The organism is Agrobacterium tumefaciens (assembly GCF_005221325.1).
Taxonomy (GTDB): domain Bacteria; phylum Pseudomonadota; class Alphaproteobacteria; order Rhizobiales; family Rhizobiaceae; genus Agrobacterium.
Genome location: NZ_CP039889.1, coordinates 712,532 through 726,532, shown reverse-complemented (window position 1 = coordinate 726,532; position 14,001 = coordinate 712,532). Strand labels below are relative to the sequence as shown.

Here is a 14,001-nt window from a genome sequence, read left to right as displayed (position 1 = left end):
GCGCGGTCATTCAGGACAGTTTTACCTCTGTTGTCTTCAAGGCGTCAGCAAGTCGCATCTTGGCGGAGCCGGGCTTTAGAGGCTTTTGCTGGCTCTCATGCGGCGCCCAGCCTGATACATAGATAATGGAAAATGTCGCCCTTATCCGCCCGTCGGGGTCGGAATAGCGCTCGGCATAGAGTTCCGCCGCCCGCAGGAAAAATGCGCGGTTGAGCGGCTTTCGGCTTCTGCTGGCCAGCGGGTTGGCCATCCCCATGGCGCGCAGGTCGCGCATCAGCGGGAAAATCGAATCGTAGCGAACGGTGTAGGTTTCGGTGTCGGTGACGGGAAGCGCAAAACCGGCACGTTGCAAAAGCGCGCCGACATCCCGCACATCGGCGAAGGGAATGACACGCGGGCTGGCGCCTCCGGTCAGCTCCGCTTCCGCCGTCAGCAACACGTCGCGCAACTCATGCAGGGTGCCGCTGCCGGGAATGGCGCCGAGAAACAGTCCATCTGGCTTCAATGCCCGCCGGATCTGGATCAGCGCACCGGGGGTGTCATTGGTCAGATGCAGGGCGAGCGGTGAAACGATGAGATTGGCGGAGGCTTCCGCGAGTGGCAGATGCTCCATCGACGCCGTCTCGGGAATGTTTCCGTCCGTCGCGAACTCGCTCTCGGTTTCGATGCGGCGAATACTGTCCACTTTTCCCGTCTCGGCCAGCCGGCGGGCAGTAACGCCCGTTCCGCCGTGCAGTTCGATTGCCGTCTCGAACTTGCGCTCGACGATCGCAAGCCTGTCGGCCAGCTCTTCGGCTGCCATATCGAGAAGAAACAGGGCCTTGTCTTCACGCCGGGCCCATGCCCGGTGGCGATTTTGTTCGATCAGGGCCTGGTCAAAGAGAATATCCATCGTCTTGCCTGCTCGGCCTTGAACGCCTCGGGGTTGGCGGGCCGTATCGTTGCTGTCATGCCGCTTCGGGCATCATTTCCGGTGTCGCGCCGGAGCGTATCGCTCTCGCAAAGGCACCCGTTCGGCGCTAAAGTCAACCTCATGGGTGCTGGTGACGATCTGTTTTCGGGGTTGCTGTCGAAGTCCGCCGCCGTGCCGGCGGTGGCACGCGATGTGGCGCGTTCGTTCTTCCGCCTCGTCTATCCGCCGACCTGCGCCGGCTGCAATCGCATGACCGGTGGCGAAGGGGCCTTGTGTTCCGATTGCTGGCGGGATGTCGCCTTTATCGATCGCCCTTTCTGCGAGGTTCTTGGCATTCCCTTCGCGCGGGATCACGGAGAAGGTGTTGTCAGCGCGCAGGCCATTGCCGATCCGCCGCCATTTGATCGTCTGCGTAGCGTCGCCAGCCACGAGGGCACTGCCCGCAAGCTGGTTCACCGGTTGAAATATCAAGATCGGACCGATCTCGCCCGGTTGATGGCGCTGTGGATGTTGCGGGCAAGCGACGGGACGGTTGACGCCTGCGATTGCATCGTGCCGGTTCCGCTGCATCGCCGCCGTTTCCTGCGCCGCCGCTTCAACCAGTCCGCCGAACTGGCGCGGCATCTTTCCAAGGCCGCCGGCAAACCTCTGCTCGCCGGCACCCTGCTGCGCCTGAAACCGACCGAGCGGCAGGTGGGGCTTTCCGCGCTCGCCCGGCGGGATAATGTGCGGGGCGCTTTCTCCCTCGCGCCCGGCCGGGAAGCCGATATTTTCGGCAAGCGCGTGGTGCTGGTGGATGACGTCTATACGACAGGCGCGACGGTGGGGGCGGCAAGCCGCGCCCTGCGCAAGGCGGGTGCCGCCGATGTGACAGTTTTGACCTTTGCAATGGCCATTTCCGGCCCTATATGAAGCCTTGATAACATGACTTTATCGTGCGTTTTGCCGCACGTTTGCGAGGCTCTGAAGAACATGGCACCAGTGACGATCTATACGCGGGATTTTTGTGGTTATTGTGCGCGCGCCAAGGCGCTGCTGGACGCGAAGGGCGTGGATTATGCCGAATATAATGCCACCACGACACCGGAATACCGGCAGGAAATGATCGAGAAATCCGGCGGCACGACCTTCCCGCAAATCTTCATCAACGGCCAGCATGTCGGCGGTTGTGACGATCTGCATGCGCTGGAACGCGCCGGCAAACTGGATGCCATGCTGGCAGCCTGATCGCCAGGATTTATGGAGGACATGATGAGTTTCAAGGCTGCCGCCATCCAGATGCGTTCCGGCGTCGATCCGGTAAGGAATGCTGCCGATATGGAACGGCTGGTGCGCGCCGCCGCGGCTGAAGGGGCTGTTTATGTGCAGACCCCGGAAATGACGGGCGCGATCCAGAAGGACAGGCAGGCGCTTCGTGCCCAGCTGCGTGACGATGATGGCGACATCATCGTTGCGACGGCGGCCCGTCTGGCACGCGAACTCGACATTCATGTGCATGTCGGCTCCACGGCCATTGCCCGCACGGATGGCAAGATCGCCAATCGCGGTTTTCTGTTCGCGCCGGATGGTTCGCGCATCTGCAGCTATGACAAAATCCATATGTTCGATGTCGATCTCGACAATGGCGAAAGCTGGCGTGAAAGCGCCGCCTACCAACCCGGCGAAGTGGCGCGTATCGTCGAATTGCCATTGGCGAAATTCGGATTTGCGATCTGCTACGACGTCCGTTTCCCTCAGCTTTTCCGGGCGGAAGCGCTGGCAGGCGCCGAGGTTCTGACGGTTCCGGCGGCCTTCACGCGCCAGACCGGGGAAGCCCACTGGGAAATCCTGTTACGCGCCCGTGCCATCGAGAACGGCGCTTTCGTCATCGCCGCCGCACAGGCCGGCGTGCATGAGGACGGTCGCGAGACCTTCGGCCATTCCATCATCATCGACCCCTGGGGCAAGGTGCTGGCCATGGCCGGCGGTGCGGGGGAAGAGATCATCTTCGCCGAGATCGACACGTCGCTGGTTGCGGCTGCGCGCGGCAAAATTCCCAATCTCCGCAATGCCCGCGAGTTCGGGCTGGACACTGTCATTCCCCTGAAACCTGCCGGAGGTGAGGCGGCGTGATCCGTTATGCGCTGGCCTGTGAAAAGGGCCATGAGTTCGAAGGCTGGTTTGCCGGTAGCGACGATTTCGACAATCAGTTGCAACGCGGTTTTTTGTCCTGCCCGGTCTGCAATTCCGTGCAGATATCCAAGCTCCTGATGGCGCCTTCGGTCTCCACCGCCCGCAGGAAGGATGAACGCCAGACACTCGCGATGGACACGGCGAAAAAGGAGGCCATTGCGAAAATCCGCGAGGCTGTCGCCAATATCCGCGCCAATGCCGAGGATGTCGGCGACAGGTTTCCCGAGGAAGCCCGCAAGATTCATTACGGCGAGGCGGATGAACGCGGCATCATCGGCAATGCCTCGGTTCAGGAGGCCAAGGCCCTGTTGGACGAGGGCATAGAGATCGCGCCGCTGCCGGCGCTGCCTGACGACGTCAATTGAGTTTCCTGGGATGTCGGCTCAAGACCGGCCATGATGGAAGCGACGGGCGTTACCCTTGTGACGACCGTTTCGCCAGCATCATGTAGTTGACTTCCATATCCGGCGAGAGATTCCAGCGATCCTGCAGCACGTTATAGAAGACACCGGTGCGGTGGATGATATCCATGCCGCTCGCCACCATCGGTCGCTCAAGCTCTTCCGGGCGGACCAGCTTTTCATACTGGTGCGTGCCCCGCGGCAGCCAGCGCAGCACGTTTTCGGCGGCGAAGATTGCCAGCGCCCGGGCCTTCAGCGTGCGGTTGATGGTGGCGGCGAACATCAGCCCGCCGGGGCGCACCATTTTCGCGCAGGTGGTGACGAAGAAATCGACATTGGCCACATGCTCCACCACCTCCATGTTGAGGATGACGTCGAAGGTCTCGCCCGCTTCCTGCAACTGTTCTGCGGTTACGGCGCGGTAGTCGATGCTGACGCCGCTTTCCCGCGCATGGGTTGAGGCGATGCCGATGTTCTTCTCCGAGGGATCGGCGCCCACCACGGTGGCGCCCATGCGGGCCACGGGTTCGGACAGAAGACCGCCGCCACAGCCAATATCCAGCACGCGCAGCCCTTCCAGCGGGCGATGCGCCTTCGGGTCGCGGCCGAAATTTTCGCAGACGCGGTTGCGGATATATTCGAGCCGAACCGGATTGAACTTGTGCAATGGGCGGAACTTGCCCGTCGGGCTCCACCATTCCGCAGCCATCGCGGAGAAGCGATCCACCTCGCTCTGGTCGACGGTCGTCTGTGCGGTCTCGCTCATGGTTCTGCTCCATATTGCTGTTGCATTGAAGTCGGATGATTGCCCCCCGAAGTCAAGACCGACGGTCTATTCCGCAGGCAAATTGTCTGAGGGCGCATTGCCGCAGATGGAACTGATGCGGCACCTCATTTGTTTCATGCTGCGTTCATGGAGGAACGCGTATTTTCCGATCGTGGCAGTATGCGGAACGCATGCTCGTCCATCGAAAAGGATGGATGCCGACAAGGGCAAAGCGGGCCTTTGCTTGAGGAGAAAGAAGTGAAGAGAAAACTGTTTGGCGCAATCGCGCTGGTGGCGATGCTCGCTGCGCCGGCACTTGCCGAAGCTGCGACACGCGGCTTCGCCACCGCGAATGTGAATATGCGCTCCGGCCCGAGCACCGCCTATCCGGCTGTTGTCGTGATCCCGGTTGGCGCACCATTGACGGTGCACGGCTGCCTGTCCGATACGCCGTGGTGCGACGTCTCTTTTGTCAATGGTCGTGGTTGGGTCGCCGGTCGTTATATCCAGACGACGTTCCGGCAAAACCGGGTCTACGTTGAGCCGCGTTATTATCGCGATCTCGGCGTTCCCGTGATCACCTTTGAAGCCGGCCGCTATTGGGACCGTTATTACCGCGACCGTGACTTCTACCGCGAGCGCGATCGCTGGCGTCGTCCGCCGCCATCAGGCGGTTACTGGAACGCACCACCTCCGAGTGCCGGCTGGGATCGCCCGCGTCCGCGCGACGACTGGCGCGATGGCCGCCGCGATGACGGGCGCCGTGATGAATGGCGCGACCCGCGTCAGGGTGGCCCGAATGACGGTCGCTGGGAACGTCGTTACGGCGACTGGAACCAGGGTGACCGAAATCAGGACAGACCGCGTCGCGACGATGACCGCCGCCGCTGGGAAGATGAAAATCGCGACCGTGACCGCAATCGAGACGGTAATCGTGATCGCCAGCAAAACCAGACTGAAGGTGGGCAGCTTCCTCCAGAGCGTCGGCAGTGGGATGACCCGCGTCGCGCGCCTGCTTCGGAAAATCTTCGGGATGGATGCAGGATGGGTGATCCCGGTTGTGCTCAGCGCTAACAGACAAAGCCCGGCGAGATTTCGCCGGGCTTTTTCATTTGCGGCTTTGTTTAATGTATTCGTGTGGTGTTATTTCGCGGCAGCAGCCTTGCGGGCACGGCTCTTGGGTTTTGCCGGTGCTTCCGCGTCCAGTGCGGCAACGTCAACAATCGCCGTGGGAGCGGCCTTTTTGCGCGTTGCCGGTTTTGTCGCTTCCGATGTCTTCAGCAGCGAAAATTCGTGCCTGGCCTGTTCCCAATGCTGCGCGTCGCGGCCATGGGGCTGGCCTTCCTTTTCCCAGAGTGTATATGCCCGTTTGCTGATCCATTCATTTTCCGAAACCTGCATGCTCGTCTCCCGTTGCTGTTTACAACGCCTTTGAGAAGGCGACATCCGCTTGGTCCGGCACACGCTCGACAGCAATCAATGCCGGCATTTCCACAACCCATTACATGCCATGATCTTTCGGGCGTCAAGCAAACATGCTGCATTGCGAAAGAGGATTTCCGGCATTTTCTTTCCTGCAAAGCAGTTTCAGCGAAAGACGTTCCCGCAGGACGAGATCAACGTTGCGTGATCGCACCAAGCCCGCCAAGATAGGTAGAGGCATGGCGGCGGAGGAGGCGGTCTTGAAACTGGCAAGGGAAGTGGAAGCTGAGGTCATCGTCGAGACAAGAGGAGCGGCCGGCATCATCCGCCTCAATCGCCCGAAGGCCATCAACAGCCTGACGCTGCCGATGGTGCGCGACCTGTTTCAGGCGCTTCAGCGTTTCGAGGACGATCCCGCCATTTCCTGCGTGGTGCTGAGGGGTGAAGGCGAAAGAGGGCTCTGCGCCGGTGGCGATGTCCGCATCATTCATGATCTCGGCAAGGCCGGCGACCCGCAGGTGCTGGATTTCTGGCGGGAGGAATTTCCGCTCAACTATCGCATCGCCCGTTTCGGTAAGCCCTATGTGGCCTTGATGGACGGCATCGTCATGGGTGGCGGTGTCGGCATTTCCGCCCATGGCAGCCACCGCATCGTCACGGAGCGGACGAAGCTCGCCATGCCGGAAACAGGCATCGGCTATTTCCCTGATGTCGGCGGTTCCTGGCTTTTGCCGAGGGCGCCCGGCGAATGCGGCACCTGGCTGGGGCTGACCGGCAACACGGTCACCGCCGCCGATGCCGTCTACGCCGGCTTTGCCGATTATTGCATAGCCTCCGAACGTCTCGATGCGCTGGTGCAGGCTCTGTCGCAGGCTGCTGATATCGAAGGTGTCGAGGCGGCGATAACCTCCTCTGCCATTGATGCGGGCGAAGGTGTGCTGGCCGCAAACCGGGATGTCATTGATGCGACATTCCGCTTCGATACAGTTGAGGAAATCTTCGCCGCGCTTTCGGCGCGTGATGATGCTTTTTCACGCGAGACCCTCGAAGTCCTGCGCAAACGCTCTCCCACCAGTCTGAAACTGACCCTGAAGTTGCTGCGCCTCGGCCGGGAAAGCGCGAGCCTGATCGAGTGCCTGGAGCGAGAATTCGCCGCCGGCACTGAGATATTGCGGCAGCACGATTTTTACGAAGGCGTGCGTGCGGCTCTGGTCGACAAGGACCGCAATCCCCGCTGGCGACCGGCGCAGCTGGAAGAGGTGCGTGAGGAGGACCTTGCACCTTATCTTGCCGCGCATTCCGGCAATCTGTTTCCCGAGCATCGTCTTTAGCCTGACGAAAAAGAAATCCGGCTTCCCGCCCCATATGAAATCATCGCCTTTAGGTACCTAATTATTTGGGCGAAATTTCCAATTCATGCCTCCGCAAAGCACGGCTGTTTCTCGTCGCTGTTGCCGCCGCCCGTTATCTTGAGCACCATTCGAATTGCCGGGGGTATTCATGAAACGTCTTCTCATTATCGGTACTGCCATTGCCGCTCTTTTTGCAGGTGCGGCGCAGGCGCAGTCTCCGACCACCATTCTCAACGCGTCCTATGATGTCGCCCGTGAAGTTTTTGCGGCCGAGAACGAGGCGTTCATCAAGCTTCATCCGGGTGTCACGGTCGATCAGTCGCATGCCGGCACTTCCAAGCAGGCGCGCGCCATCGTCGAGGGTCTGGAAGCCGATGTCGTCACCTTCAACCAGGTGACGGATGTCGATTTTCTGGTGAAGCAGAAGTTCGTGTCCGCTGACTGGAAAAAGGATTTCCCGAACGACGCCTCGCCGTTCTATTCCTTCCCGTCATTCCTCGTGCGCGCCGGCAACCCCAAGGGTATCAAGGACTGGGACGATCTTGCCCGCGACGACGTGAAGGTGGTTTTCCCCAATCCGAAGACCTCGGGTAACGCCCGTTACACCTATCTCGCAGCTACCGCTTACGCCAAGGAGAAGTTCAACGGCGACGAGAAGAAGGTTCAGGAATTCGTCAAGAAAATCTTCGACAATACGCCGGTATTCGACACCGGAGGCCGCGCCGCCACCACCACCTTCGTGGAGCGTGAAATCGGCGACGTGCTGATCACCTTCGAAGCAGAGACCCGTGGCATTGCCAAGCAATATGGCGCCCAAAAGGTGGAAGGTGTCGTGCCCTCCGTCAGCCTGCTGGCCGAATTCCCTGTCGCCGTGGTGGACAAGGTGGTCGACAAGCGCGGCTCGCGCGATCTGGCAAAGAGCTACCTCGACTTCCTTTATACCGAGGAAGGTCAGCGCATCGCCGCCGAGTTCGGTCACCGCGTCCATAATGAGAAGGTCGTCGGCGAATTCAAGGACAAGTTCCCGGCAATTCGTCTCGTCAACGTCGATGATGTCTTTGGCGGCTGGGACAAAATCCAGAAAGAGCATTTTGCATCCGGCGCGACGCTTGATACGCTTTACGGTAGCCGTTAATCACAACGATAGACGACAGGCAAACGGCCCGGCGGGAAACTGCCGGGTCGCTTTATGATTGATGGGGGCGAGGTTTGAAGCGGAATGTTCTGCCGGGGCTTAAGTTGTCCCTTGGCGTTACCCTCACTTACGTCGCCATCATCGTGCTTCTGCCGCTCTCGGCGCTGGTGTTCAAGGCCGCAAGCCTTGGGCCTGCCGAATATTGGGCGATCATCTCTTCGCCACGCGCCGTCGCCAGTTACCGCGTCACCGTGCTTTGTGCGCTGGCTGCGACGCTGTTCAACGTCATTTTCGGGGTGGCGCTTGCCTGGGTGCTGACGCGTTACCGCTTTCCCGGCTGGCGCATCGTCGACGCCATTGTCGACCTGCCTTTTGCGCTTCCCACCGCCGTTGCAGGCATTGCGCTGACGACGCTGTTTGCAGGGAACGGCTGGTTCGGTTCGGTGCTTGCGCCGCTCGGCATCAAGGTGGCCTATACGCCTGTTGGAATCATGGTGGCGATGGCCTTTACCAGCCTGCCATTCATCGTGCGTACCGTGCAGCCGGTGCTGGAAGACCTCGACCCGGCGCTGGAGGAAGCGGCGCAGTCGCTTGGTGGCTCGGATCTGGAAATCTTCCGCAAGATCATCCTGCCGCTTCTGACGCCGGCGCTGCTCGCCGGTCTTTCGCTCTCCTTCGCCCGCAGCCTCGGTGAATTCGGGGCGATCATCTTCATCGCCGGTAACCAGCCGTTTTCGACTGAAATAACCGCGCTGCTGATCTTCATCCGGCTGGAGGAATATGATTATCAGGCCGCCGCCGCCATCGCCTCCGTGCTGCTCATCACCGCCTTCGTGATGCTGGCGGTGACCAATTATCTGCAGGCGCGGGCGCTGCGTTATACGGTGAGGAGCTGAGGCATGAGCACCGTTTCCCGACATCGCAAACCGCCGCGCGTTGGTGACGCGCCTCTCGTTCGCCGCAGCCTGATCGCCTTCGTGCTCGTCATCGGCGCTCTGCTGGTCGTCGCACCGCTCATCATCATTGGCGTTGAGGCGTTTTCGCAGGGCTGGAAGGTCTATTCCGCCACCATCACTCATCCCGATACCCGCCACGCCATCATGCTGACGGTTCTGACGGCGCTGATAGCGGTCCCGATCAATACGGCCTTCGGGGTTGCTGCGGCCTGGGCCATCACCAAATTCGATTTTCCCGGCCGGCGCTTCCTGCTGGTGCTGATCGAAATACCCTTCTCGATTTCGCCGATCGTCGCCGGTGTCGCCTATCTCTTCGTGTATGGTTTGCAGGGGCTGTTCGGGCCGTTCCTCGATGCCCATGATGTCAAGATACTGTTTGCGTTGCCCGGCATCGTCATTGCCTCGATGTTCGTAACCGCACCTTTCGTGGCGCGTGAACTCATCCCGCTGATGCAGGCGCAGGGCCGCGATCTTGAGGAGGCGGCGACCTCGCTCGGCGCATCCGGCTGGCGCACCTTCTTTTCGGTGACGCTACCGAATATCAAATGGGCGCTGCTTTATGGCGTCGTGTTGTGTAACGCCCGTGTCATGGGCGAGTTCGGCGCGGTCTCGGTCGTATCGGGCAATATTCGCGGCCAGACCAATACGCTGCCGCTGCATATCGAGCTGCTTTATCACGACTACCAGACGGCTGGTGCGTTTGCCTCGGCCTCCATCCTCGCTTTGCTCGCCGTCGTTACCATCATCGCCAAGGTGGCACTGGAACGGCGCGGCGCCGGGCGCGGGGCCAAAAAGACCAACGGCGGTGCCGCCATCGCCACGGAGACCTGATTCCCATGAAAATCCGCCTCGAAAATGTGGTTAAGACCTTCGATACCTTCCGCGCCGTGCGCGATGTTTCGCTGGATATTGAGAGCGGTGAGCTTCTGGCGCTGCTTGGACCTTCGGGCTCCGGCAAGACCACGATTTTGCGGATGGTCGCCGGTCTCGAATACAGCGACGGCGGCCGCATCTTTTTCGGAGACGAGGACGCCACCAATATTCCTGTGCGGGACCGCGGTGTCGGTTTCGTATTCCAGCATTATGCGTTGTTCCCGCATATGATGCTCCATGAAAACATCGCCTTCGGCATGAAGGTGTCCAGGGTGAAGCGCGACAGGGCAGCGATCGATGCCCGCGTCGAGGAGCTGCTGCGGCTGGTGAAGCTGGAGGGGCTGGGCGACCGTTTCCCGGCGCAGATTTCCGGCGGGCAGCGGCAGCGCGTGGCGCTGGCTCGCGCCCTTTCGGTCGATCCCAAGGTGCTGCTGCTCGATGAGCCTTTCGGGGCGCTGGACGCCAATGTGCGTCGCGACCTGCGCCGCTGGCTGCGGGAAATTCACGATTCGCTCGGCATCACCACGATTTTCGTAACCCATGACCAGGAAGAGGCGCTCGATCTGGCCGACCGCGTGGTCATTCTCAATCAGGGCGAGATCGTGCAGCAAGGCACGCCGAAAGAGGTGTGCCGCCAGCCGAACAGTTCTTTCGTCATGCGTTTCCTTGGCGATGCTAACCGGGTGTCCGGCGTGGCGCGCGGCGGCAAGGTCTATGTCGGCGAAAACGAGCTACCCTTCTCCTATTCTCAGGGCGACGGCGCCGTCGATATCTATGCCCGCCCCGGCGATCTTGAATGGGAAGATCTGCATGAGGGCATTCCGGCCTCGGTGGAGCGTGTCCTCGACCGCGCCGGCGAGCGCCGGGTGATCGCCAGCACTGACGGCGGCGATATTCTGGAATTCGATGTGCCGCCGGAAAACGATGTCACGGCCGGAGATCGCGGTTCGGTCATCATCCGCCGGGCGAAGATTTTCCCGGCGGCGTAAGCGGCGGCAGCCGGCTTCAGATCAGAAGTTCGAAGGCGCTTTCCGCCACCAGCCTGCCATTGATCATCAACTCGACCCTGTGAATGCCGGCATAGTGCTTGCGGGTGGTGAAATCGCGCATGGCGCGGCTGATCGACAGCGCGCAGGTTTCGCTGGGCTGAATTTCGACTTCTTTCCATTTGAAGACCTTGGCAGAGGCATCGCCACTTTTCTTCACGTAATGCACGGCGTAATCGATCACCAGCTTTTGCGGACCCTTCGCCGTTGAGGTGAAAGAGGCGGAAATCCGCACCGGATTGCCGAGAGCGACCGTCTCAGGCGAGACCTGAAACGCCGCAAGCCCAATCTGCGCTTCCTCATGTGCGCCGAGATGGGCAAGCGCTGCGGCATCGCCCTTCTTGATCAGCGTGCGCAAGGCCTGCCGCACGATCCAGCGCGTATGCGGGTTGTCCTTTGGCCATGTGTCGATCAGCGTCAGCACGAAAGCGGGATTGTCCTTGGTGATGTCGTTCAGGTGATTGGCGACGGATTTGCGCACGTAAAGCGCATCATCCGCTTTCATCGTGTCGAGGATCGCGGTGACCGGGGAGGGGTCGTCGATTAGGGATTTCAGCTGGAACGACCAGGGCAGGCGGGGCCGGCAGCCTTCGCTCGCCAGCCGCCGCACATGCTCGTTTTCGTGCCGTGACCATGTTTCCATCACGGCAAGGGTGCGGGCCATATCCTTTTGCAGAAAATGCCGGATGGCGAATTCCGAGGAGCCGAAGCGGGTGAAATAGGACAAGGCCTGCATGGAAAGATCGAAATCATCGAGACCATAAAGCGCCACATATTCCGGCAGTGAAATGGAGGCGAAACCGTTGCCGATACCGGGCGCGGCGGCGGTCAGGATTTCGATGTTGCGGGCATAGTCGCCGGGAAGCGCCGCATGCAGGCTCGTCGCCACCTGCCGCATGCGCTGCATGATGCCAAGCGCCTCCAGATTTGTCGTGGCGTGCGCCATGAAGGCGGAAACGTCGAAGGGCGGATGAACGGCCTTGGTCTGATCGGCGATATGCCGCAGTTTTTCGCGATTGAAGATTTCCTTCAATGCCGGTGCTGCAGTGTCGCTCATGTAGCCCTCAAAGTTCACTTTTTGTTCTTTTAAGGCAGGGGAAGATCGGAGGCAAGGGAAGACTGAGCAGCTTTCGAGACTGCTGACGGACCGAGCGGGTGCCACGGGTTTCTTCTCCCCGGCGGGGAGAAGTCCGCGGCAGCGGGATGAGGGGGCAAGGGCAGCGATAAGTCGCGAGCTTGCCCCCTCATCCGACCCTTCGGGCTACCTTCTCCCCGGCGGGGAGAAGAAATTTTGGAACACTCAGCTCATCTGGCTGACGAATTTCGTCTCCAGATAGGCCTGCACCGCTTCCGAGCCGCCTTCCGTGCCATAACCGGAATCCTTGATGCCGCCGAAGGGGACTTCGGGAAGCGCAAGGCCGTTGTGGTTGATGGTCAGCATGCCGGCCTCGACCTGATGGCCGAGCGCATGCGCGGTCTTGACCGAGCCGGTGAAGGCATAGGATGCAAGGCCGAAGGGCAGGCGGTTCGCTTCGGTGATGGCGTCATCGAAGGTCGAGAAGCGGTTGATGATGGCGACGGGACCGAAGGGTTCGTCGTTCATGATCTTGGCGGTTACCGGTACGTTGGCGAGAACCGTCGGCTCGAAGAAATTGCCCTTGTTGCCGATGCGGCGGCCGCCGGTTTTCAGTTCCGCGCCATGGGAAACGGCGTCGTTGATGAGGCCTTCCAGCGCGGGAATGCGGCGCTCATTGGCGAGCGGACCCATGATGACGTCCTCTTCCAGACCGTTGCCGACCTTGATGGCCTTGGTTGCTTCCACGAAACCTTCAAGGAAGCGGTCCGCCACGCCATCCTGCACGAGGAAGCGGGTGGGGGCGACGCAGACCTGGCCGGCATTGCGGAACTTGGCAAGCGAAGTCACCTCGATCGCCCTTTCAATATCGGCGTCGTCGAAGATCATCACTGGCGCATGGCCACCCAGTTCCATCGTGGCGCGCTTCATGTGCTTGCCGGCCAAGGCCGCCAGATGTTTGCCAATGGGCGTGGAGCCGGTGAAGGAAATCTTGCGGATGACCGGATGCGGGATCAGATATTCCGAAATCTCTGACGGGACACCGTAAACGAGGCCGATGACGCCTGCCGGTACGCCCGCATCCACGAAGGCGCGGATGAGTTCAGCCGGCGAGGCCGGAGTTTCCTCAGGCGCCTTGACGATGATGGAGCAGCCGGTGGCAAGCGCTGCGGAAAGCTTGCGGACGATCTGGTTGATCGGGAAATTCCACGGTGTGAATGCCGCCACGGGTCCGACCGGCAGCTTGATGGCAAGCTGCGAAACGCCGGTCGCACGGGCCGGAATGACCTGGCCATAGGTGCGGCGGGCTTCTTCAGCGAACCAGTCGATGGTATCGGCGGCCCCCATGATTTCGGTAGCGGACTGCGCCAGCGGCTTACCCTGCTCACGGGTCATGATATAGGCGATCTTGTCCTTGCGCTCACGCAGGATATCGGCGGCCTTGCGCATGATCTTCGAACGCTCGAAGGGCGAGGTATCGCGCCAGACCTTGAAACCGCGCTCGGCGGCGGCAAGCGCCAGATCGAGGTCTACCTTTTCGGCATGGGCAATGGCGCCGATGATTTCGTCGGTTGCCGGGTCGGACACGGCAATCGTCTTGCCGGAAACGGCGTCTCGCCATTCGCCATCAATGAGAAGTTTGATGTCGGGATAGGTGTGCATAGGGGGCTACCTTCATGATGCGGCCGGCACGGCGGATGCCGTCCGACCCGGAGACGTGAACAGAATTTTCCTGACCGGACGATATCCGGCATAGCGGCTTGCGTTGCGCGGAACAGGTGCCTGGATATTTCCGGCTTCTGAGGGTGCCGGAAAAGGAAACGACAGCCTTTATATTAAGTCCCTGATGGTATGTTTCAACCATGCGACCCGGCAATCGCCATGATTTTT

The 14,001-nt window shown here is 60.6% G+C and carries 15 protein-coding genes; 10 read left to right on the top strand and 5 right to left on the bottom strand.

Going from position 1 to position 14,001, the window contains the following annotated elements; all coding sequences use genetic code 11:
- Positions 1 to 10 precede the first annotated feature (10 nt).
- Positions 11 to 892, bottom strand: a complete 882-nt coding sequence (locus CFBP5499_RS18240; RefSeq protein ID WP_080829527.1) for a methyltransferase domain-containing protein — start codon at positions 890 to 892, stop codon at positions 11 to 13.
- A gap of 141 nt (positions 893 to 1,033) precedes the next feature.
- Here CFBP5499_RS18240 and CFBP5499_RS18235 point away from each other — a divergent pair, with 141 nt between their 5' ends.
- From CFBP5499_RS18235 to CFBP5499_RS18220, 4 genes are read left to right on the top strand one after another with little or no spacing between them, the layout of a single operon-like run.
- A complete protein-coding gene (locus tag CFBP5499_RS18235; protein ID WP_080829528.1) occupies positions 1,034 to 1,825 on the top strand; it encodes a ComF family protein in 792 nt (263 codons plus the stop codon).
- A 60-nt stretch (positions 1,826 to 1,885) separates the two neighbouring features.
- On the top strand, positions 1,886 to 2,140 hold the full coding sequence (gene grxC / locus CFBP5499_RS18230; RefSeq protein ID WP_175416819.1) for a glutaredoxin 3: 255 nt from the start codon (positions 1,886 to 1,888) through the stop codon (positions 2,138 to 2,140).
- A gap of 24 nt (positions 2,141 to 2,164) precedes the next feature.
- Entirely contained in the window at positions 2,165 to 3,025 is an 861-nt protein-coding gene (locus CFBP5499_RS18225; RefSeq protein WP_080829530.1) for a carbon-nitrogen hydrolase family protein, read from the top strand.
- Entirely contained in the window at positions 3,022 to 3,450 is a 429-nt protein-coding gene (locus tag CFBP5499_RS18220; protein WP_080829531.1) for a DUF1178 family protein, read from the top strand. Before CFBP5499_RS18225 ends, CFBP5499_RS18220 begins: the two co-directional genes overlap by 4 nt.
- Before the next feature lie 49 nt (positions 3,451 to 3,499).
- On the opposite strand, the gene ubiG is transcribed toward CFBP5499_RS18220, so the two are convergent.
- Positions 3,500 to 4,252: a bifunctional 2-polyprenyl-6-hydroxyphenol methylase/3-demethylubiquinol 3-O-methyltransferase UbiG gene (gene ubiG / locus CFBP5499_RS18215; protein ID WP_080829532.1), complete on the bottom strand. Its 753-nt coding sequence runs from the start codon at positions 4,250 to 4,252 to the stop codon at positions 3,500 to 3,502.
- Between the two features lie 258 nt (positions 4,253 to 4,510).
- Between ubiG and CFBP5499_RS18210 the strand changes: the two genes are divergently transcribed.
- Positions 4,511 to 5,326: an SH3 domain-containing protein gene (locus CFBP5499_RS18210; protein WP_130932554.1), complete on the top strand. Its 816-nt coding sequence runs from the start codon at positions 4,511 to 4,513 to the stop codon at positions 5,324 to 5,326.
- Between the two features lie 69 nt (positions 5,327 to 5,395).
- On the opposite strand, the gene CFBP5499_RS18205 is transcribed toward CFBP5499_RS18210, so the two are convergent.
- Positions 5,396 to 5,653 carry a DUF2934 domain-containing protein gene (locus tag CFBP5499_RS18205; RefSeq protein WP_080829533.1) on the bottom strand — a complete coding sequence of 86 codons (258 nt, stop codon included), beginning with the start codon at positions 5,651 to 5,653 and terminating at the stop codon, positions 5,396 to 5,398.
- Between the two features lie 260 nt (positions 5,654 to 5,913).
- On the opposite strand from CFBP5499_RS18205, the gene CFBP5499_RS18200 reads away from it, so the two are divergent.
- From CFBP5499_RS18200 to CFBP5499_RS18180, 5 genes are all read left to right on the top strand, one after another.
- Positions 5,914 to 7,005, top strand: coding sequence for an enoyl-CoA hydratase/isomerase family protein (locus CFBP5499_RS18200; protein WP_175416897.1), 1,092 nt, complete (start codon positions 5,914 to 5,916; stop codon positions 7,003 to 7,005).
- 169 nt (positions 7,006 to 7,174) lie between these two features.
- Complete coding sequence (gene cysP, locus CFBP5499_RS18195; protein ID WP_080829534.1) at positions 7,175 to 8,161, top strand: thiosulfate ABC transporter substrate-binding protein CysP; 987 nt, start codon at positions 7,175 to 7,177, stop codon at positions 8,159 to 8,161.
- A 74-nt stretch (positions 8,162 to 8,235) separates the two neighbouring features.
- Positions 8,236 to 9,057: a sulfate ABC transporter permease subunit CysT gene (gene cysT / locus CFBP5499_RS18190; protein ID WP_080829535.1), complete on the top strand. Its 822-nt coding sequence runs from the start codon at positions 8,236 to 8,238 to the stop codon at positions 9,055 to 9,057.
- Positions 9,058 to 9,060: 3 nt separating this feature from the next.
- Entirely contained in the window at positions 9,061 to 9,948 is an 888-nt protein-coding gene (gene cysW / locus CFBP5499_RS18185; protein WP_080829536.1) for a sulfate ABC transporter permease subunit CysW, read from the top strand.
- 5 nt (positions 9,949 to 9,953) lie between these two features.
- Positions 9,954 to 10,979, top strand: a complete 1,026-nt coding sequence (locus tag CFBP5499_RS18180; protein ID WP_080829537.1) for a sulfate/molybdate ABC transporter ATP-binding protein — start codon at positions 9,954 to 9,956, stop codon at positions 10,977 to 10,979.
- 16 nt (positions 10,980 to 10,995) lie between these two features.
- Here the strand turns inward: CFBP5499_RS18180 and CFBP5499_RS18175 are convergent, their stop codons facing one another.
- A complete protein-coding gene (locus tag CFBP5499_RS18175) occupies positions 10,996 to 12,093 on the bottom strand; it encodes a DNA alkylation repair protein (protein WP_130932555.1) in 1,098 nt (365 codons plus the stop codon).
- Positions 12,094 to 12,336: 243 nt separating this feature from the next.
- A complete protein-coding gene (locus CFBP5499_RS18170; RefSeq protein ID WP_080829538.1) occupies positions 12,337 to 13,773 on the bottom strand; it encodes an NAD-dependent succinate-semialdehyde dehydrogenase in 1,437 nt (478 codons plus the stop codon).
- Positions 13,774 to 14,001: the final 228 nt, after the last annotated feature.